General features: G+C 72.4%; 15 protein-coding genes. 6 read left to right on the top strand and 9 right to left on the bottom strand.

All coding sequences use genetic code 11. The features are described 5' to 3' along the window. The first annotated feature begins 167 nt into the window (after positions 1-167). The 4 genes from D3P35_RS10160 (at position 168) to D3P35_RS10145 (ending at position 4,814) form a co-directional block, all read left to right on the top strand. Positions 168-1,328, top strand: a complete 1,161-nt coding sequence (locus D3P35_RS10160) for a mandelate racemase/muconate lactonizing enzyme family protein (RefSeq protein WP_118134605.1) — start codon at positions 168-170, stop codon at positions 1,326-1,328. Next, positions 1,325-2,362 carry a transporter substrate-binding domain-containing protein gene (locus tag D3P35_RS10155; protein ID WP_118134604.1) on the top strand — a complete coding sequence of 346 codons (1,038 nt, stop codon included), beginning with the start codon at positions 1,325-1,327 and terminating at the stop codon, positions 2,360-2,362. Before D3P35_RS10160 ends, D3P35_RS10155 begins: the two co-directional genes overlap by 4 nt. Before the next feature lie 246 nt (positions 2,363-2,608). After that, positions 2,609-3,739, top strand: a complete 1,131-nt coding sequence (locus tag D3P35_RS10150) for an ABC transporter permease subunit (RefSeq protein ID WP_157982094.1) — start codon at positions 2,609-2,611, stop codon at positions 3,737-3,739. A gap of 1 nt (position 3,740) precedes the next feature. Continuing rightward, positions 3,741-4,814 carry an amino acid ABC transporter permease gene (locus tag D3P35_RS10145; RefSeq protein WP_118134602.1) on the top strand — a complete coding sequence of 358 codons (1,074 nt, stop codon included), beginning with the start codon at positions 3,741-3,743 and terminating at the stop codon, positions 4,812-4,814. A gap of 31 nt (positions 4,815-4,845) precedes the next feature. Here the strand turns inward: D3P35_RS10145 and D3P35_RS10140 are convergent, their stop codons facing one another. The 8 genes from D3P35_RS10140 to D3P35_RS10105 all read right to left on the bottom strand — a co-directional run bounded on the left by D3P35_RS10140 (position 4,846) and on the right by D3P35_RS10105 (position 14,507). Beyond that, on the bottom strand, positions 4,846-5,790 hold the full coding sequence (locus D3P35_RS10140) for an ABC transporter substrate-binding protein (RefSeq protein WP_118134601.1): 945 nt from the start codon (positions 5,788-5,790) through the stop codon (positions 4,846-4,848). 32 nt (positions 5,791-5,822) lie between these two features. Next, on the bottom strand, positions 5,823-6,821 hold the full coding sequence (locus D3P35_RS10135) for an ABC transporter permease (protein ID WP_118134600.1): 999 nt from the start codon (positions 6,819-6,821) through the stop codon (positions 5,823-5,825). Next, positions 6,818-8,332: a sugar ABC transporter ATP-binding protein gene (locus tag D3P35_RS10130; RefSeq protein WP_118134599.1), complete on the bottom strand. Its 1,515-nt coding sequence runs from the start codon at positions 8,330-8,332 to the stop codon at positions 6,818-6,820. The genes D3P35_RS10135 and D3P35_RS10130 overlap by 4 nt, the downstream gene beginning before the upstream one ends. Then, positions 8,329-9,468, bottom strand: coding sequence for a Gfo/Idh/MocA family protein (locus D3P35_RS10125; RefSeq protein WP_198670546.1), 1,140 nt, complete (start codon positions 9,466-9,468; stop codon positions 8,329-8,331). The genes D3P35_RS10130 and D3P35_RS10125 overlap by 4 nt, the downstream gene beginning before the upstream one ends. Then, a complete protein-coding gene (locus D3P35_RS10120) occupies positions 9,465-10,523 on the bottom strand; it encodes a sugar phosphate isomerase/epimerase (RefSeq protein WP_118134617.1) in 1,059 nt (352 codons plus the stop codon). Before D3P35_RS10120 ends, D3P35_RS10125 begins: the two co-directional genes overlap by 4 nt. A 20-nt stretch (positions 10,524-10,543) precedes the next feature. Further along, positions 10,544-11,851 (bottom strand): xylose isomerase, encoded by a 1,308-nt coding sequence (gene xylA / locus D3P35_RS10115; protein ID WP_198670551.1) that lies wholly within the window; start codon positions 11,849-11,851, stop codon positions 10,544-10,546. After that, positions 11,848-12,921, bottom strand: coding sequence for a LacI family DNA-binding transcriptional regulator (locus tag D3P35_RS10110; protein WP_118134596.1), 1,074 nt, complete (start codon positions 12,919-12,921; stop codon positions 11,848-11,850). Before D3P35_RS10110 ends, xylA begins: the two co-directional genes overlap by 4 nt. A 155-nt stretch (positions 12,922-13,076) precedes the next feature. After that, the gene (locus tag D3P35_RS10105) at positions 13,077-14,507 is read right to left on the bottom strand and encodes an RtcB family protein (protein ID WP_118134595.1); all 1,431 of its coding nucleotides are present in this window, start codon (positions 14,505-14,507) and stop codon (positions 13,077-13,079) included. Between the two features lie 386 nt (positions 14,508-14,893). Between D3P35_RS10105 and D3P35_RS10100 the strand changes: the two genes are divergently transcribed. Together D3P35_RS10100 and D3P35_RS10095 are read left to right on the top strand one after the other, a co-directional pair. After that, positions 14,894-16,465, top strand: a complete 1,572-nt coding sequence (locus D3P35_RS10100) for an RNA repair transcriptional activator RtcR family protein (RefSeq protein ID WP_118134594.1) — start codon at positions 14,894-14,896, stop codon at positions 16,463-16,465. 101 nt (positions 16,466-16,566) lie between these two features. After that, a complete protein-coding gene (locus D3P35_RS10095; protein ID WP_157982093.1) occupies positions 16,567-17,640 on the top strand; it encodes a DUF389 domain-containing protein in 1,074 nt (357 codons plus the stop codon). 2 nt (positions 17,641-17,642) lie between these two features. On the opposite strand, the gene D3P35_RS10090 is transcribed toward D3P35_RS10095, so the two are convergent. Further along, complete coding sequence (locus D3P35_RS10090) at positions 17,643-18,542, bottom strand: LysR family transcriptional regulator (protein WP_118134592.1); 900 nt, start codon at positions 18,540-18,542, stop codon at positions 17,643-17,645. Positions 18,543-18,604: the final 62 nt, after the last annotated feature.

The raw sequence follows: 18,604 nt of genomic DNA, 5'->3' as shown, positions 1-18,604 counted from the left end.
GTCCCGCCGCTTGCCGCCGGCCGGCACAGCCCGAGCCGGGGCGCGCTTCCGGCCGCCACGGGCAGAGGCGCGGGCCGCGTGCCCCCGGCAGCACGGCCCGGCCGCGCCTTGCGGAGCCGCGCCCGCCCGGCCCCGCCGCGGCCAGCCCTGCGCCGGAGCGCCCGGCCATGAGCATCGCCCGCGTCACCGTCTCCACCCATTGCAACGACCTCGGCGGCAGGGCCTGGAACCCCGCGCTGGTCTGGACGCGCAAATACGCCGTCTTCGTCGAGCTCACCGACGACACGGGCCGCACCGGCCTCGGCGAATGCTGGTGCTTCGACACCGCCCCCGACACGCTCGTCGCCTTCCTGCGCACCGAGGTGGCCCCGGGCCTCACCGGCCTCTCGCCGGAGGCGCTGGCGGCACATCTCGCCGCCCTGCGCCGCCGCGCCACGCTCACCGCCCGGCACGGGCTGCTGGAGAGCGCGCTCTCGGGCGTGGAATGCGCCGCGGCCGACCTCGCGGCACAGGCCGCCGGCCTGCCGCTCTGGCGCAGCCTTGCCCCCGAGGGGCCGGGGCGCGTGCGGCTCTACGGCTCCGGCGGGCTCTACGGGGCCGACAAGGGGCCCGAGGCGCTGGCCGCCGAGATGGCCGGCATGGCCGCATCGGGCTTCGACATCGTGAAGATGAAGGTGGGCGGCCTCGCCCCCGCCGCCGATCTCGAGCGCGTGCAGGCGGTGCTCGAAGCCCTGCCGCCCGCCACCCGGCTCATCATCGACGGCGTCTATACCTATGAGGCGGAGACGGCGCTTGCCCTGTGGCGCGCCCTGCCGGCGGAGCGGATGGAGGCCTTCCAGTCTCCCGTGCCCGCCGCCGACCATGCCGGCATGCGCCGCCTCACTGCCGAGGGCGTGCCGGTGATGGCGGTGGAGGCGGAATACCGCCCCGAGATCCACGAGAGCCTGATCGAGACCCGCGCCGTGCGCTTCCTGCAGGTGGCCCCGATCGCCTGCGGCGGCCCCTCGCGGGTGCTGGCGCTGGCCGGGCGCCTGCGCGGCACCGGCATCGCGCTGTCGCTCGAGGTCTCCTCCACCGCGGTCGCGACGCTCGCCGCCGCCCATCTCGCCGCCGCCTCCGAGGCCATCGCCCACGTGGAGTTCCACACCCTCCACCAGGTGTTCTTCGACCGGCTGCCGGCCGGCTGGGCCGCGCCCGGGCCCCGCCCGCTGCCCGAAACCCCCGGCCTCGGCCTCGCCCTCGCGCCCGGCATGGCCACGCCTGCCTTCACCCTTTCCCGAACCGGCCCGCAGACGGCCGGCACCCCCGACAAGGAGACCTCGCAATGATCAGATCCGGATTTCTCTCGCTCGGCCTCGCCCTCGGGCTGGCCCTCTCCCCCGCACTGCCCGCCGCCGCGCAGCAGGGCGGGCAGCTCAAGACCGTGCAGGACCGCGGCTCGCTGCTGTGCACCGGGCACAACGGCTCCTACCTCGGCTTCGCGGAGGTGGATGACAACGGCGCCTGGCAGGGCTTCGACATCGAGATGTGCCGCGCGCTCGCCACCGCCATCTTCGGCACGCCCGACGCGCTGCAGATCATCCCGGTGAGCTGGGCACAGCGCTTCCCCGCGCTGCAGTCGGGCGACGTGGACGTGATTATCAAGGTCACCGGCTGGACCATGAGCCGCGACACCGAGCTCGGCCTGCAGTTCTCCCGCCCCTATTTCATCGGGCCCTTCTACGTGATGTCGCGCAAGGACATCGGCGCCACCGCGGTGGCCGATCTCGAGGGCGGCGTGTTCTGCGTGAACTCCGGCACCACCGTGGAGCGCGTGCTGGCCGATTACATGGAGGCCAACGGCATCTCCTACGAGCCGCTCGCCTTCGAGAAGGGCGAGGAGCTGCGCGCCGCCCTCTACGCCGGGCGCTGCGACGCCATCGCCGGCTTCGGCCCCTTCCTCGCCGCCACCCGCGTGAACGCGCCCGACCCCGAGGCCTTCGAGATCCTCGGCGACGTGCTGGCGCTGGAGCCCGAGGGCATCGCCGTGCGCCAGGGCGAGGACGACTTCCTCGACGTGGTGAACTGGATGGTCTCGGTGCTGCTCTACGCCGAGCAGGAGGGCATCACCGCCGCCAATGTCGACGAGATCCGCGCCGCCCCGCCCTCGCCCACGGTGGAGCGCCTGCTCGGCGTCTCTCCCGGCATCGGCGAGCGCCTCGGCCTCTCCGACGACTGGGCCTACAACGTGATCAAGGCCATGGGCAATTACGGCGAGATCTACGACCGCACGGTGGGCGAAGGCTCGCGCTACGCGCTGCCGCGCGGGCTCAACAACCTGTGGAACAAGGGCGGCCTGCTCTACCCGCTGGTGCTCGACTGACCCGGGCCTGACCGGGCCGCAGCGGCCGGGCCTGAACACGCCCGGCTCGAAGCAGGCGCCCCCGCCCGCACCGCCAGGGCTCGCGCCCGCCCCCGGCCGGACAGGCCGGGGCCGACATGCCCCACGGGCCGGACCGCTCCACGCGGCCCGGCTCCGCCCGACCCTCCGGGGGGGCCGCCGCCGCGCGGCCTGCCCGCACTGCTCCACGGGGCCGCCACCGGCGCCCGTCGTCTGCCGGAGATGCCGATGCCGCGTTTCGCCTCGTTCCGCACCCGGGCGGGCTTCACCATCCAGGTGGGGCTGCTGCTCGTGATCGCGCTCGTCCTCGCCGGGCTGGTGCTCACCGCGCGCGAGAACATCCTCGGGCAGGGCATGGCCACCGGCTTCGGCTTTCTCGACCGCTCCACCGGCTGGCCGGTGAACGTCTCCGTCATCGAGCTCTCCGCCCGCTCCAGCTATGCCCGCGTGCTGCTGGCGGGGCTGCTGAACACGCTCGTCGTCGGCGCGCTGGCGCTGGTGCTCGCCACGCTGCTCGGCACCGTGCTGGGGCTGATGCGCGTCTCGGGAAACCTCATCCTCGAGATCATCGGCACCACCTATGTCGAGATCTTCCGCAACGTGCCGATGATCCTGCAGGCCTTCTTCTGGTACGCGGTCTTCACCCACCTGCCGAGCCCGCGGCAGGCCATCACCTTCGCCGACGCGGTGGTGCTCTCGAACCGCGGCCTCGTGCTGCCGGCGCCCGAATTCTCCGCGACCGACCTCGGCGTGCTGGCCCTCGCCGCCCTCGCCGGGGTGGCGGCACGCGTGCTCGCCGCCCGGCGCGGGCTGCGGGCCGGGCGCTGGCTGGCACTCGGCTGGCTCGTGCTCGCGGCCGTGCTGCTCTGGGCGGGCCGCGCGCCCGGCGTGCCGATGCTCTCGGTGCCCGAGCTGCAGGGCCTGCGCATCGCCGGCGGCCTCACGCTCAAGCCCGAGTTCTCGGCGCTGCTCGTCGGGCTCAGCCTGTTCGGCGCCGCCTATATCGGCGAGATCGTGCGCGGCGGGCTGCTCTCGGTCGAGCCGGGCAAGCTCGAGGCCGGCCGCGCCCTCGGCCTCACGCCCGGGCAGGTCAACCGCTTCATCCGCCTGCCGCTGGCGCTGCGCGCCATGCTGCCCGCCCTCTCCAACCAGTACATCTGGCTGATGAAGGCCACCACGGTGGGCATCGCCATCGGCTACCCGGATTTCTTCGCCGTGGTCTCCACCGCCATCAACCAGAGCGGCCAGACACTGGAACTGCTCGCCATCCTGATGCTCGGCTTCCTCGCGGTGAACTACACGCTCGGCTTCGCGCTCAACCGCCTGAACGAGCGCCTGAAACTGAAGGGGAGGAGCTGAGATGGACATCGCCGCCCCCCCGAAGGAAAGCCTCGCCGCCTGGGCGCACCGCCGGCTGTTCTCCACCTGGTTCGACCGCATCGTCACCCTGGTCTTCGGCGCCGGCGTCGCCTGGGTGCTGTGGCAGGTGCTGGGCTGGGCCTTCCTCGGCGCGGTGTGGAGCGCGCCCAATTCGGACGCCTGCGCCGGGGCCTCCGGCGCCTGCTGGGCGGTGATCGAGGCGCGCGGCCGGCTCATCCTCTTCGGCCTCTACCCGGCGGAGGAACACTGGCGCTCGGCGCTTGCCTGCCTCGCGGTGATGCTCACCATGGGCCTGTCCTGCTGGCCGCTGTTCTGGCATGTGAAACGGCTTGCCGCCCTCTGGGTGGCGGGCTTCGGGCTGTTCCTGGTGCTGATGCGCGGCGGGGTGGCCGGGCTGGCACCTGTCACGGCCGAGCAATGGGGCGGGCTCTCGCTCACCCTGTTCATCTTCTGCGGCGTGGTGGTGGCGGGCATGCCGATGGCCGTCGGCCTCGCGCTCGCGCGCCGCTCGAAGCTGCCGGTGGTGCGGGGCTGCGCCGGCGGGCTGATCGACGTGGTCCGCTCGCTGCCGCTGCTCACGCTGCTGTTCACCGCCGCCGTAGTGGTGCCGCTCATGGTGCCCGGCTGGCTGCAGGGCGACAAGCTGGTGCGCGTGGTGCTGGCCTATGCGCTGTTCTTCGCCTGCTACCAGGCCGAGATCCTGCGCGCCGGCCTGCAATCGGTGCATGACGGGCAGGGCGAGGCGGCCGCCGCCCTCGGCCTGTCGCCCGCGCAGCGCGTCTTCCTCATCGAGCTGCCCCAGGCCTTCCGCAACACGCTGCCCTCGACGATCAACCAGGTGGTGATCACCTTCAAGGAAACCTCCATCGTCACCATCATCGGCTTCTTCGAGGTGATGGCCTCGGGCAATGCAGCCCTCGGCAGCGGCGACTGGGGCCGCGCCTTCATCGAGGTCTACGTGTTCCTCGGGCTCGTCTACTTCGTGTTCGTCTTCGGCCTGTCGCGCTACGGCGCCTGGCTCGAGGCGCGGATGCGGCGCGGGCAGCGGCACTGATCCGCCGCCCGCGCGCTTCGGCAAGTCCCGCTCAGAAGGGACTGTCGGGGTAGTAGAACTGCTCCGCGTTCTCGGGCGTCACCAGCACCGAGCCGATGATGAACTCGCCCGACACCGGCGCGTTCGAGACCAGCCCCAGCGCCGTCACCTCGATGGCGGTGGCGATCATCGAGGGCGGGTAGGTCACGTTGGCGGGGATCATCGGGTCCTGGTCCATGGTGCGCTTGACCATCTCCTTCATGCCCGCACCGCCGAGCACGAATTTCACGTCCTCGCGCCCCGAGGCCTCGATGGCGGCGAGCACGCCGATGGCCATGTCGTCGTCCGAGGCCCAGACCGCGTCGATCTCGGGGAATTTCGACAGGAAGTCCTGCATCACGGTGAAGGCGTCGTCGCGGTTCCAGTTGCCGTGCTCCATGCCCAGCACCTCGATGTCCTTGCCCTCGATGGCGCTCTCGAAGCCGGCCACGCGCTCGTTGTCGATGGTGGTGGGGATGCCGCGCAGCGCCACCACCTTGCCGCCCTCGGGAAGCTGCGAGGCCATGAACTCGCCCGACACCCGGCCGAAGCCGGAATTGTCGCCCGCCACGTAGAGGTCCTCGATGCCCTCCTGGCTCAGGCCCCGGTCCACCACCGTCACCCAGGCGCCGGAGGCCGCCACCGCCTGCACCGGCCCGGTCAGCGGCTCGGATTCGAACGGCAGCACCACCAGCGCGTCGATGTTGCGGGTGGCGACCATGTCCTCGATGTCGTTCACCTGCTTGCCGGGGTCGGAGGCGGTGGCGAGCACGAAGTCGAGCTCGGGATAGGTCGCCTCCAGCCGCTCCACCGCGGCCTGGGCGAAATAGTTCATGCCCCCCGCCCAGCCGTGCGTGGCGGCGGGGATGGAGACGCCGATCACCTTGGTCTCCTGCGCGAGAGCCGGCGCCGCGGCCAGTGCGCCCGCCAGGCCGATGCCTGCTATGATATGCTTCATGGTATCCTCCCAAAGATGTGGCGCGGTGCGTCTCATGCGCCCGCTTTCCCTTCGCGCTGCAGGATCACAGCGAGAATGATGATCGCCCCCTGGATCGCCCCGTTGAGATAGGGCGAGACGAGGTCGGTAAGGTTCAGGATGTTGCCGATCAGGCTCAGGATCAGCACGCCGATCACCGTGCCCCAGACCCGGCCGAAACCGCCCTTGAGCACCGTGCCGCCGATGATGACCGCCGCGATCGCCTCCAGCTCCCACAAGAGCCCGGTGGAGGCCGAGGCCGAGCCCAGCCGCGGCACGTACATGATCGTCGCCACCCCCACGAGCAGCCCCAGCAGCACGTAGGTCATCAGCCGCACCCGGCCGACGTTGACCGAGGAATAGCGCGCCACCTGGTCGTTCGAGCCGATGGCCGCGCAATGCCGCCCGAACACCATGCGCCGCATGGCGATCTCGCCCAGCACCACCGTGACGGCGAAGACGATGATCGGCCAGCTCACCCCCAGGATGCCGCCGTAATACACCGGCTGGTAGAAGCTGCGCAGGGTGAAATCGAGCGAGAGCGTGCCGCCGTCCGCCAGCCAGGTCACCAGCGAGCGGTAGATGCCCATCGAGCCGAGCGTGACGATGAAGGCCTCGATCCCCAGCCGGGTGATGAGGATGCCGTTGAGAAACCCCGCCGCGAGGCCCGCCACCAGCGCCGTCGCCATCCCCAGCAGCACCAGCGGCACGCCGACGCCGAGGGCGGGCAGGGCCGCGTTCATCACCAGGATCATCAGCCCGGCGATGAAGGCCGCCATCGAGCCCACCGACAGGTCGAGCCCCCCGGCGGTGATCACGAAGGTCATCCCCACCGCGATGATGCCGATGAAGGCCGAGCGCGCCAGCACGTTGGTCACGTTCGCCCAGGCGAGGAAATTCGGGTTCAGCGCCGTGCCGATGATCACCAGCAGCACCAGCGCCAGCACCGGGCCGATCACGGTCATCGAGGGCAGGGCGCGGCGCGGGCGGGGCAGGGTGGTGGTGTCGCTCATGCCGGTTCCTCCGCCGCGGGGGCCGGGGCGCCCAGCCCCATGGCCAGCCGCACGATCTGCGCCTCGGTGATGTCCGCGCCCTCCAGCGTGCCCGCCACCCGGCCGCGGCACATCACCAGCACCCGGTCGGCGAGGCCGATCACCTCCTGCATCTCCGAGGAGATCACCACGATGCTCCGCCCGCTCGCCGCCAGTTCGCGGATGAAGCGGTAGATCTGCTGTCGGGTGCCGATGTCGATGCCCCGCGTCGGCTCGTCGATCACCACGATGCGCGGCTCGGGCAGCAGGGTGCGGGCCAGCAGGAGCTTCTGCTGGTTGCCGCCGGAAAGATTGCCCACCGGCCCGTCCCGCGCGCCCGCGCGGATGTCGAACTCCGCGATGGCGGTGTCGAGCGCGCGCTCCTCCGCCGCGGTGTCGATGGTGAGCCGGGCGAAACGCTCCAGCGCGGTGAGGGTGAGGTTCTCGCGCAGGCTCTTCGTGAGCAGCAGGCCGCGCGTCTTGCGGTCCTCGGTGAGATAGCCCAGCCCGAGCGCCTTCGCCTCGGCCGGCGAGCGCACCCGCACCTCGCGCCCGTCGAGCCGGATGCGCCCCCGCGCCGGCCGCAGCCCGCACAGCCCCTCGAAGGTCTCGGTGCGCCCCGAGCCGATCAGCCCCGCCACGCCGAGGATCTCGCCCGCCCGCAGGCCGAAGCTCACCCCCTCCGCGTGGCCCGGCACGTCGAGCCCCTCCACCTCCAGCACCGGCGCGCCGCCGGGCGCCGGCGGCTTTGCGGGGTAGAGGCCCGACACCTCGCGGCCCACCATGGCCTCGGCCATGTCATGCTCGCTCATCCCCGCCGCCTCCCCCTGCCAGACCACCGCACCGTCGCGCATGATGGTGAGGTCGTCGGCAATCTCGCGCACCTCGTCGAGCTTGTGGGAGGTAAAGAGCACCGCCGTGCCCGCCGCGCGCAGTGCGCGCACCTGGGTGAGCAGGATGTCGGTCTCCGCGCGGGTGAGCACGGCGGTGGGCTCGTCCATGATGAGCACCCGCGCCTCGCGCGCCAGCGCCTTCGCGATCTCCAGCATCTGCTTGTCGGAGTTCGAGAGGCTCGAGACCACCCGGTCCACCCCCGCGGCACAGGAGAGCCGGTCGAGCAGCGCGCGCGCCCGGGCCCGCATCGCCGGCTTGTCGAGCAGCCAGCCCCGGCGGATCTCCCGGCCGAGGAACAGGTTCTGCTCCACGGTGAGCTGCTCGGCGAGGTTGAACTCCTGGTGGATGAGCACGATCCCCGCCGCCTCCGCCTCGCGCACCGAGGCAAAGCGCGCCGGCGTGCCCGCCACCCGCAGCTCGCCCCGGCTGGGGGCGAGATAGCCCGCGAGGATCTTCATCGTGGTCGACTTTCCGGCGCCGTTCTCGCCGATCAGCGCATGCACCCGGCCGGGGCGCAGCGCGATGTCCACGCCGTGCAGCACCTCCACCGGGCCGAAGCTGCGGCTCACCCCCGCAAGCGCCAGCGCGGGCGCGCTCACAACCGCACCCAGGCGGCATTGGCCTGCGAGGAGCGCACGCAGGCGGTGATGAAGCGCATGCCCGAGAGCCCCGCCTCCACGCCGGGCAGCAGGCCCGGGGCAGGGGGGTCGCCCGGCACATAGGCCCGGATCGCCGCCGCCGCCTCGGTGTAGAGGTTGGCGAAACCCTCCAGATAGCCCTCCGGGTGGCCCGAGGGCGTGCGGCTCACCGCCGCCGCCGCCGGGCCCGCGCCGGGGCCGCCGCGGGTGAGGCGCTGGGTCGGCCCGCCCTCGGGCGTGAACCACAGGTGGTTGGGCTGCTCCTGGTGCCATTCCAGCCCGCCGGCCGGGCCGTAGAGGCGCAGCCGCAGGCCGTTCTCGTTGCCCGGCGCCACCTGGCTGCACCACAGCATGCCCCGCGCCCCGCCGCGAAAGCGCAGCATCACGTGGCCGTTGTCATCGAGCCTGCGCCCGGTGCCGAAGCTCTGCAGGTCTGCCGCCAGCTCCTCCACCTCGAGCCCGCTCACGAAACAGGCGAGGTTGTGCGCATGGGTGCCGATGTCGCCCACCGCGCCGCCCGCGCCGGAGCGGGTGGGGTCGGTCCGCCACTCGGCCTGTTTCGAGCCCTCGGCCTCGAGGGAGCGGGTGAGCCAGTCCTGCACATACTCCACCTGCACCAGCCGCAGCGGCCCCAGCGCGCCGGCCGCCACCATCTCCCGCGCCTGGCGGATCATCGGGTAGCCGGTGTAGTTGTGGGTGAGGATGAACAGCGCATCGGCCACGCGCACCACCTCGGCGAGGCTGTCTGCCTCCTCCTCCGTGGCGGCGAGCGGCTTGTCGCAGATCACGTGGATGCCGCGGGCAAGGAAGGCCTTCGCCGCCGGCACATGCATGTGGTTGGGCGTCACGATGGCCACGGCCTCGATACCGTCCGGCCGGGCGGCCTCCGCCGCCGCCATCTGCTCGAAATCGGCATAGGAGCGCGCGGGGTCGAGCCCCAGCGCCGCCGCACTCTCCCGCGCCCGCTCAGGCGTGGAGGAGAGCGCGCCCGCGACGAGGGTGAACTCCCCGTCGAGCCGCGCCGCGATGCGGTGCACCGCGCCGATGAAGGCGCCCTGGCCGCCGCCCACCATCCCGAGGCGGATCGGCGCGCTCATGCCCCCAGCCCCAGCATGCGGCGGTTCGCGGCCCTGTCGGCCCCGCCGCCGGCGAAATCGTCGAAGGCGCGCTCGGTCACCCGGATGATGTGGTTCTCCACGAACTGAGCCCCCTCCCGCGCCCCGTCCTCGGGGTGTTTCAGGCAGCACTCCCATTCCACCACGGCCCAGCCGTCGAACCCGTGGGTGGTGAGCGCCGAGAACACGGCGGAGAAATCCACCTCGCCGTCGCCCGGGCTGCGGAAGCGCCCGACGCGGCTGATCCAGGGCTGGAAACCGCCGTACACCCCCTGCCGGCCGGAGGGGCGAAACTCCGCGTCCTTGACGTGGAACATGCGGATGCGCTCGTGGTAGATCTCGATATTCTCCACGTAATCAAGGCATTGCAGCACGTAGTGCGAGGGGTCGTAGAGCATGCAGGCCCGGGCGTGATTGCCGGTGCGCTCCAGGAACATCTCGTAGGTGATGCCGTCATGCAGGTCCTCGCCGGGGTGGATCTCGTAGCAGATGTCCACCCCGCAGGCCTCCGCGTGGTCGAGCAGCGGGCGCCAGCGGCGGGCGAGCTCGTCGAAGCCCTCCTCCACCAGCCCCGGCGCGCGCTGCGGCCAGGGGTAGAGATAGGGCCACACCAGCGCGCCGGAGAAACTCGCCATCGCCCCCAGCCCGAGATTGGCCGAGGCGGTGAGGGCGAGGCGCACCTGCTCCACCGCCCAGGCCTGCCGCGCCGCCGGGTTTCCGCGCGCTTCAGGCGCCGCGAACCCCTCGAAGGCTTCGTCATAGGCCGGGTGCACCGCCACGAGCTGGCCCTGCAGATGGGTGGAAAGCTCGGTGATCTCCACCCCGTTCGCCGCCGCCACGCCGGCGAGCTCGTCGCAATAGTCCCGGCTTTCGGCGGCGCGGGCGAGGTCGATGAGCCGGCCGTCCCAGCTCGGCAGCTGCACGCCCTTGTAGCCGCAGTCCGCCGCCCATCTGGTGATGCTGTCCCATGAGTTGAACGGCGCCTCGTCCCCCGCGAATTGCGCGAGGAAGAGCCCGGGGCCCTTGATCGTCTTCATCATTTCCTCCCAGTCTCGTCTTACACGTAGCGGTTGACGAGGTTTTCCAGTCTTTCCTGCCGGCCGGAAACCGGCTGCGGGTCGAGGTCTTCCGCCTCTGCCCGCTCGGCGATCTGCGCGAGCGTGGCGCCGGGGGCCAGCATGGCACGGGCATCGCTCCGCGCCCAGCCCGCGTATCGCGCCGCGCGCGCCTCCTCCAGCGCGCCGCCCTCCAGCAGGGCGGCGGCGGCCTTCAGCCCGCGCGCGCAGACATCCATCGCCCCGGCATGCGCCGCCACCAGGTCCTCCGCGTCGAGCGACTGGCGGCGCAGCTTCGCGTCGAAATTCGTGCCGCCGGAGGTGAACCCCCCCAGCCGCAGGATCTCGTAATAGGCCAGCGCCACGTCGGCCACGTTGTTGGGAAACTGGTCGGTGTCCCAGCCCGATTGCGGGTCGTTGCGGTTCATGTCCACCGAGCCGAAGATGCCGAGCGCGCCGGCGAGCGCGATCTCGTGCTCGAAGGAATGCCCGGCGAGAATGGCATGCCCCTGCTCGATGTTCACCTGCACCTCGCCCTCCAGCCCGAAGCGCCTGAGCAGGCCGTAGACCGTGGCGACATCGTGGTCGTACTGGTGTTTCGTCGGCTCCTGCGGCTTCGGCTCCACCAGGATGGCGCCCTTGAAGCCGATGCGGTGCTTGTGCTCCACCACGAGGCTGAGGAACCGGCCCATCTGCTCGGTCTCACGGGCAAGGTCGGTGTTGAGCAGGGTCTCGTAGCCCTCGCGCCCGCCCCAGAGCACGTAGTTCTCGCCGCCCAGCCGGTGGGTGACGCCCATGCAGTGCCGCACCACGGAGGCGCAATAGGCGAAGACATCCGGGTCGGGGTTCGTCGCCGCCCCGGCCATGTAGCGGCGGTTGGTGAACAGGTTCGCCGTGCCCCAGAGCAGCTTCGGGCCGCCCGCCGCCATCTTCGCCTCGAAGAGGTCGGCCATCTCGTCGAGCCGCGCATGGCTCTCGGCCAGCCGCGCGCCCTCGGGGCGCACGTCGTGGTCGTGGAAGGTGAAATAGGGCACGCCGAGGATGCGGAACAGCTCGAACGCCGCCTCCGCCTTCGCCTTCGCCCGGCCCATGTCGTCATTGGGAAACCACGGCCGCTCGAAGGTGGCGCCGCCGAACGGGTCGCCCCCCTCCCAGCCGAAACTGTGCCAGTAGCACACGGCAAAGCGCAGGTGGTCCTCCATGCGCCGGCCCAGCACGACCTCGTCGGGGTCGTAGTGCCGGAAGGCGAGGCCCTCCGCCCCGGGGTCATGCGCCAGCGGCGCGATGCCCTCGAAATATCCGGTCATCAGGCGGCTCCTCCCATCATGTCGTTGTCTTCTTCTTCACCCGCCGGGCAGGCCGGAAGGTTCTCGGGCAGGTAGATCGCCGGGGTGATCCGCGCCCGCCCGGCCGGGGCGGGCCGCCCGTCGGCCAGCGCGCGCAGGATGTCGAGGGCGGCCGCCACCTCCTGCACCGGCTTCTGGTCGATCACCGCGTCCACCAGCCCGGCCTCCAGCGCCTCGCGCGCATGCGGCACCAGCTCGTGCAGCACCACCAGCGGCCGCGGCCGCCCGAGCGCCCGCAGCGCCTCCACGAGCCCGCGATTCCCCGCCCCCATGCTGTAGATGCCGCTGATCCCCGGCTCGCGCGCCAGCGCAGCGCCCACCAGCGCGCGCATGCGCGAGGGGCTGTCGAAAGCCTCCGCCACCGGCAGCAGGGCAAGGCCCGGCGCGCCAGCAAGGCTCTGCTCCAGCCCGGCCAGCCGCTCGGCATGGTCCTGCGCCGCCCGCGCGCCCACCACCGGCAGCACGAGGCCGCTGCGCCCGGTGTGCCCCAGCCGCATCAGCCGCCCGGCGGTGCGCCCGGCCACCAGGTTGTCGATGCCCACGTAGGCGTCGCGCGCCGCCCCCGGCGCGTCGGAGACCAGCGTCACCACCGCCACGCCGCCCGCGCGCAACGAGGCGATGGCCGCGCTCACCCGGGCACTGCCGCTGGCCACGATGGCGAGCCCGTCGCAGGCCTCCGGCTCCACCCGCTCCAGCGCCTCGGCCAGCGCCTCGGCGTCGAAGGCCGGCACCTCGCTGAGGGTGATGCGCACCCGGTCGCCCGCCCGCGCGCCGGCCTCGGCCAGCACCGCGGCGCGCAGGGCGCGGAAGAAACTGTGGTCGCCGTCGGGCAGCAGGAAGCGGAACCGGTACAGCCGCCGGCGCGAGAGGTTCGCGGCATGCACGTCGCGCGTGTAGCCGAGCGCCTCGATCGCCGCACGCACCCGCGCCTCGGACTTGGCCGCCACCCCGCCGCGGGCGTTCAGCACCCGGTCGGCGGTGGCATAGCTCACGCCCGCTGCCCGCGCCACGTCATGAAGAGTGGGCTTGCGCATCACGTCTGTTGTTCCTCCCTGCCGCGGAGAGTGCGGGCAGTTTTGACAGACGTCAATCATTTCCTGGTCGCATATCCCGCCCGCCGGGGAGAGCGGGGTGCCAGGGCCTTGTTGCGCAAGGAAAAACCGGGCCCCGCGCGGGGGCCCGGCCTGCGTCAGCCCCGGCCGCGGCGCTGCTTCCGCTCCCGCCAGGGCAGCGGCACCGCGCCGGCCATGATGCAGCCGTAGGGGTCGATGTAGTCGACGATCTCGGCCAGGCCGAACCGCTCGATCTGCCGCACCACCGAGGCCGCGTCCTTGTAGCTCGACGGCAGTTCCGAGGCGTCCGGCGGACCGGCGAGGAAGCGGATGTCCAGCCCGCGGGTCTCGCGCGCCAGGGCCGCCTCCGGCGTCATCCCGCCCATGCGCCGGCGGTGCTCGGTGCGGGTGAAGTTGCGCCCCGCCCCGTGCGGCGCGAAGCCCAGGCTCTCCGGCCGGTCGCGACCGCGCAGCACCAGCACCGGCTCCGCCATGTTGAGCGGCACCAGCGTGAGCCCGCTCGCATCCGCGGCGTAGCCCTCCCAGGCCGGGGTGGCCCCCTTGCCGTGCAGGTACAGCCCGTCGCGGCGGAAGACGAAGTTGTGCTCGTTCCAGAATCGCTCGCCCACCTCGGCGTGCGCCGCCTCCGCCACGGCCTGGTGCAGGGCGTTGTGGTTCGCCTTCGTCCAGCGGCGGATGAGCTGCAGCGCCTCCCAGTAGGCCAGCCCCTCGTCGCTCTGCGCCGGGATCCAGCCGTTCTGCACCGGGGTCTCGGGCGAGAGCCTGCGGCGGAACCGCTCCGCCACCTCCTTGCCGGCCTTGTAGAGCTGCCCGCCCGGCCCGCGTGAGCCGTGATGCGTCACCATCGCCGTGCGCCCGGTGCGGCGCGAGCGGCCGACGAACAGGAAGTGGTTGCCGTCGCCCTGGGTGCCCATCTGCTCCTGCGCCGCCTGCAGCAGCCGCGGCTCGCGGAGGAACGGGTTGGCGCGGAAGGCGTCGAGCAGGTGCAGCGACACGGCGAAGCGCCGGCCGTTCGGCCGCCCGCCATACCCGAAATGCGTCACGGCCGAGGCCGCGTCCAGCACCGCCTTCGGGTCGGCCGTCCCGAGGTCGGTGAGCATCATCGAGCAGCAGATGTCGGCCGAGTGCATGCCGGGGTGGATCGCCTCGCGCGCGGCCACCACCCCGCCCACGGGAATGGTGCCCACCGGCCCGCTCGGGCAGGCATCGGGCAGCACGGCGCCGGCCTCCACCGTGGGGGTGCGCATCAGCATGCGCATGGTCTCGCGCACCTTCTCCAGGTTCGCCTGCTCGTCCCCGGTCTCCGCCGCGATGATCTCGGAGAAGCCGGTCGCCCCCTCCGCCCGCAAGGGCAGGGGCTCCGTCGCCGGCGCGGGCGGGCGCTCGGCCATCAGCGTGCGGCGCACCGCCTCGGGCGTGGCGCCGCCGGCCTGCAGCGCATCGGCGCGGGCCAGCAGCCCGGCGAAGTCCGGGCCGGGGGCATAGCCCCAGCCGATCAGCGTGTGTCCGGTGACGGGGGCCGTTCCGGCCGCCTGCTGAATGGTCATTCTCGCGTCCTTTCCGCCCCGGCCGCGGTGCGGGGCCGGGGGCATGTTGCTGAGGGGCCGGGGCCCGGGGATGTCCGTTCCGGGCCCCGGCAGGGGCCGGAGCGGCCGCATGGTCCGCCCCGGCCGGTCTTCGCCGCAGGCACGGATCTGCCTGCTTCCGGTTACCTCTCCTTCGGTGACCATCTGACTCTGCCCGCCACCGCCCGCGGCGCACAGCAAAAGCGAGATTTCCGCCAACCCACTGGTTTTACCCGGCTTTCACCGCGTTTGACCGGAAGCGCTCCCGCAGATACGATCCTGCGGTATCGCCACTTATACATCCGGATACACCCGCCATGCCCCGCCACGCCCTGACGACTCTCCCCCGCCACACCCGGGCCTGAGCCGTGCGCAACGTCGTCATCGGCTTCCTCGGCACCAAGCTCGACGCCGGCAAGCGGCGTGAGTGGCGCCCCAGCGTGCAGCTCTGCACCCACCCGGGCTTCCCCGTGGACCGGCTGGAGCTGCTGCATGACCGGCGCCACTCCCGCATCGCCGAGCGCGTGGCTGCGGACATCGCCACCCTCTCGCCCGAGACCGAGGTGCTGCCGCGCCGCATGGAGCTCGCCGACCCCTGGGACTTCCAGGAGGTCTACGGCGCGCTGTTCGACTTCGCCCGCGACTACGGCTTCGACGAGGACCGCGAGCGCTACCACCTGCACCTGACCACCGGCACCCACGTGGCGCAGATCTGCTGGTTCCTGCTCGCCGAGAGCCGGCACATCCCCGCCCGCCTGCTGCAGACCGCGCCGCCCGCCGCCGCCGGCCCGGCCGAGGGCCGGCTGCACGTGATCGACCTCGACCTCTCGCGCTACGACGCGCTGCAGAGCCGCTTCGACCTCGCCACCCGCGCGCATGCCGCCCTGCTGCGCGGCGGCATCGACACCGCGAACCCCGGCTTCGACGCGCTGATCGGCCGGCTGGAGCAGGTGGCCACCACCACCGACGCGCCGCTGCTGCTCACCGGCCCGGCGGGCAGCGGCAAGACCGTGCTCGCCGGGCGGATCCACGAGCTGAAGCTGCAGCGCCGCCGGCTGAAGGGCCGGCTGGTGCACGTGCCCTGCGCCAGCCTGCGCGGCGACCGGGCGATGGAGGCGCTCTCGGGCCGGCGCCGCGCCGGGCCCGGCAGCACCGAGCGCCGCGGCCTGCTGCGCGAGGCCGACGGCGGCGCGCTCTTCCTCGACGGCATCGACGCCCTCGGCCCGGACGAGCAGGCGATGATCCTGCACGCGGTGGAAAGCGGCACCTTCCTGCCCGTCGGCTCGGACCAGGAGCATTCCGCCCGCTTCCAGCTCATCGCCGCGGCCAGCGCCGACCTGCCGGCGCTGGTGGCGCAGGGCCGGTTCCGCGCCGATCTCTACGCCCGGCTGAGCCTGTGGAGCTTCCGGCTGCCGCCGCTGGCGGAGCGGCGCGAGGACATCGCCGCCAACATCGCCCACGAGCTCGCCCGCGCGGAGCGCCGCCTCGGCCAGCGCATCGGCTTCAACGCCGATGCCGCCGAGCGCTACCAGCGCTTCGCCCGCGCGCCCTCCACGCCCTGGCACGGCAATTTCCGCGACCTCGGCGCCTCCGTCGAGCGGCTGTGCACCCTCGCGCCGCGCGGCCGGGTCACCCTGGCGATGGTCGAGCAGGAGATCGCGGTGCTCGAGGCGCAGTGGCGCGGCCTCGCCCCCGACCCGGAGGAGGAGCTTCTCGCCGGCCTGCCGGGCGCGGAGGCCGGGCGCATCGACCCGTTCGACCGCGCCCAGCTTGCCGCCACCGTCGCCGCCTGCCGCCGCGCGGCCAGCCTGAGCGAGGCCGGCCGGGCGCTCTTCGCCGTCTCCCGCCTCGAGCGCAGCTCGCGCAACGACGCCGACCGGCTGCGCAAGTACCTCGCCCGCTTCGGCCTGTCCTGGGAGGCCGTGACCGCCGGCCGCTGACCCGCCGCGGCTGCAGCGCCGCGCGGTTTCACATGACGACACGGAGATTTTGCGGCATCATCTCCGGCGCATCCGTCTGCGGGTGCGCGAGGGTGCCGACGATGCCGATACGGGACTTCTCCATCACCCGGGACATCCTGCGCTTCGAGGGCGCGGACCCCGGTGCCTACTGGCGGCGCTTCGCCATGCTGCTCACCCTCGCCGTGACCATCGCCACCATGGGCCTGCTGCGCGATTCCGGCGCCGTGGTCATCGCGGCCATGCTCATCGCGCCGCTGATGACCCCGATCCTGGGCATCGCCTCCTCCATGGTGATGGGCTGGCTGGGCCGGGCGCTGTGGCTGGCGCTGGTGGTGCTGTTCGCGGCGGGGGTGAGCGTCTGCATCGCCTGGGCCATCGCCTGGGCCATCGACGCGCCGCGCGGCGTCACCCTGCCGGTGGAGGTGGGCAGCCGCACCCATCCCGGCGCCGAGGACCTGCTCATCGCCCTCGCCGCCGGGGTGGCGGGCGCCTATGTCCAGATCCAGAAATCCGAGATCAGCCTGCTGCCGGGCGCTGCCATCGGCGTGTCGCTGGTGCCGCCGCTCGCCGCCGCCGGGCTGCTGCTGCATTTCGGCGAGCCGCTGCGCGCCCGCGAGGCGGTGCTGCTCTTCGCCACCAATTTCGGCGCCATCATCTTCTCGGCCTGCATCGTCTACATCGCGTCCAGCCCGTCGAGCTTCCTGCTCAGCCGCGGCCGGCGGCGCATGCGCTTCACCATGAGCGCCACCATCGCCACCGCCTTCCTGGTGGCGGTGTTCCTCCACCTGCTCACCACCACCTACTACCGCTACGTGGAAACCCGCACCGAGGCGGCCCTCGCCGCGCATATCCGCCGCTGGGCCGGCAGCGTGCCGGTGGAGGTGCTGCGGGTGGAGGTGCATGCGCGTGACCGGATGGCCGAGATCTGGGCGCTGGTCGACCTGCCGTCGGACGCGCAGTACCGCATCGCCTCCGCCGCCGACCTGCTGCCCGCCTCCCTCGCGCGAAACCCGTTCCGCAGCACGGTGCGCGAGGTGCTGGGCCCGGACTATACCGTCGTGGTGCGCTACCAGACCCGCATCGCCTGGCAGATCGACCTCGCCGACGAAAGCCTCCACCCCGCGCCGGTGCTGCTGCTGCGCGAGGACGAGTAGCCTCACACCGGCCGGGTCTCGGTGGCGTAGGTCTCGAAGAAGTCGGAGAAGGTGGCGAGCCGCATCGGCAGCCGCTCGTAGGGCGGGTAGTAGAGCGTGAGCCACAGCTCCGGCAGCGACCAGCCCTCGAGCAGGGTCACCAGCCGGCCCTCGGCCAGCGCCGGCTCCACGATGAAGCGCGGCAGCAGCGCGATGCCCTCGCCGTTCTCCGCCATCCGGGCGATCAGCTCGCCATTGTTGGCGCTCAGCTCCGCCCCGGCCCGCGCCCGGCGGCGCATGGAGCCGCGCGCGAAGTCCCAGATCTCCGGGCCGCCCTGCGCGTCGTAGGCGATGCAGACATGCCGGGCCAGGTCCTCCGGGCTGTCGGGCCGGCCCCAGGCCTCGAGATAGCGCGGCGCCGCCACGATCACCCGCCGCACCGGGCAGAGCTTGCGCCAGATGGTCAGCTTGTCGCGCGGCGGCCCGGAGATGCGGATCGCGAGGTCCACCTCGTCGGCCACCACGTCCACCAGCCGGTCGGTGAGGGTGAGCGAGACATTCACCTTCGGATAGAGCGTGCGGAACTGCGCGATCACCTCCGGCAGGATGCGCTGGCCCATCGACATCGGCGCGTTGATGCGGATGAGGCCCGAGGTCTCGCCCTGGCCCTCGCGCAGGTCCTCCGCCGCGGCGGTGAGCGCGTCGACCAGCGGGCCCACCCGCGCCGCATAGGCCGCCCCCGCCGAGGTGAGCGACACCTGCCGCGTGGTGCGCAGCAGCAGCTGCACGCCCAGCCGGTCCTCCAGCGCGCCCACCGTGCGGGTGACCGAGGGCGGCGTCATCATCAGGTGCCGCGCCGCCGCGACGAAGCTGCGCTGCTCCGCCACCGCCAGGAATACCCTTATCGCCTCGAGATCGCCCATGCCTCATTGTTGCGCCTACCGTAATGGTGTTGTCAATATTATTGCCATTCTCTTTCACCTCC

The organism is Oceanicella sp. SM1341 (assembly GCF_003448965.1).
GTDB lineage: Bacteria > Pseudomonadota > Alphaproteobacteria > Rhodobacterales > Rhodobacteraceae > Paroceanicella.
Note: the sequence above shows the minus strand (reverse complement) of the source record. Positions and strands in the feature narration are given on the sequence as shown.

What these genes read in the sequence shown, in the direction of transcription:
- D3P35_RS10150 (WP_157982094.1), top strand. Translation starts at nt 2,609, where the DNA reads ATGCCGCGTTTCGCCTCGTTCCGCACCCGGGCGGGCTTCACCATCCAG.
- D3P35_RS10155 (WP_118134604.1), top strand. Translation starts at nt 1,325, where the DNA reads ATGATCAGATCCGGATTTCTCTCGCTCGGCCTCGCCCTCGGGCTGGCC.
- D3P35_RS10145 (WP_118134602.1), top strand. Translation starts at nt 3,741, where the DNA reads ATGGACATCGCCGCCCCCCCGAAGGAAAGCCTCGCCGCCTGGGCGCAC.
- D3P35_RS10125 (WP_198670546.1), bottom strand. Translation starts at nt 9,468, where the DNA reads ATGAGCGCGCCGATCCGCCTCGGGATGGTGGGCGGCGGCCAGGGCGCC.
- D3P35_RS10090 (WP_118134592.1), bottom strand. Translation starts at nt 18,542, where the DNA reads ATGGGCGATCTCGAGGCGATAAGGGTATTCCTGGCGGTGGCGGAGCAG.
- D3P35_RS10095 (WP_157982093.1), top strand. Translation starts at nt 16,567, where the DNA reads ATGCCGATACGGGACTTCTCCATCACCCGGGACATCCTGCGCTTCGAG.
- D3P35_RS10105 (WP_118134595.1), bottom strand. Translation starts at nt 14,507, where the DNA reads ATGACCATTCAGCAGGCGGCCGGAACGGCCCCCGTCACCGGACACACG.
- D3P35_RS10135 (WP_118134600.1), bottom strand. Translation starts at nt 6,821, where the DNA reads ATGAGCGACACCACCACCCTGCCCCGCCCGCGCCGCGCCCTGCCCTCG.
- D3P35_RS10120 (WP_118134617.1), bottom strand. Translation starts at nt 10,523, where the DNA reads ATGAAGACGATCAAGGGCCCCGGGCTCTTCCTCGCGCAATTCGCGGGG.
- D3P35_RS10110 (WP_118134596.1), bottom strand. Translation starts at nt 12,921, where the DNA reads ATGCGCAAGCCCACTCTTCATGACGTGGCGCGGGCAGCGGGCGTGAGC.
- D3P35_RS10160 (WP_118134605.1), top strand. Translation starts at nt 168, where the DNA reads ATGAGCATCGCCCGCGTCACCGTCTCCACCCATTGCAACGACCTCGGC.
- D3P35_RS10140 (WP_118134601.1), bottom strand. Translation starts at nt 5,790, where the DNA reads ATGAAGCATATCATAGCAGGCATCGGCCTGGCGGGCGCACTGGCCGCG.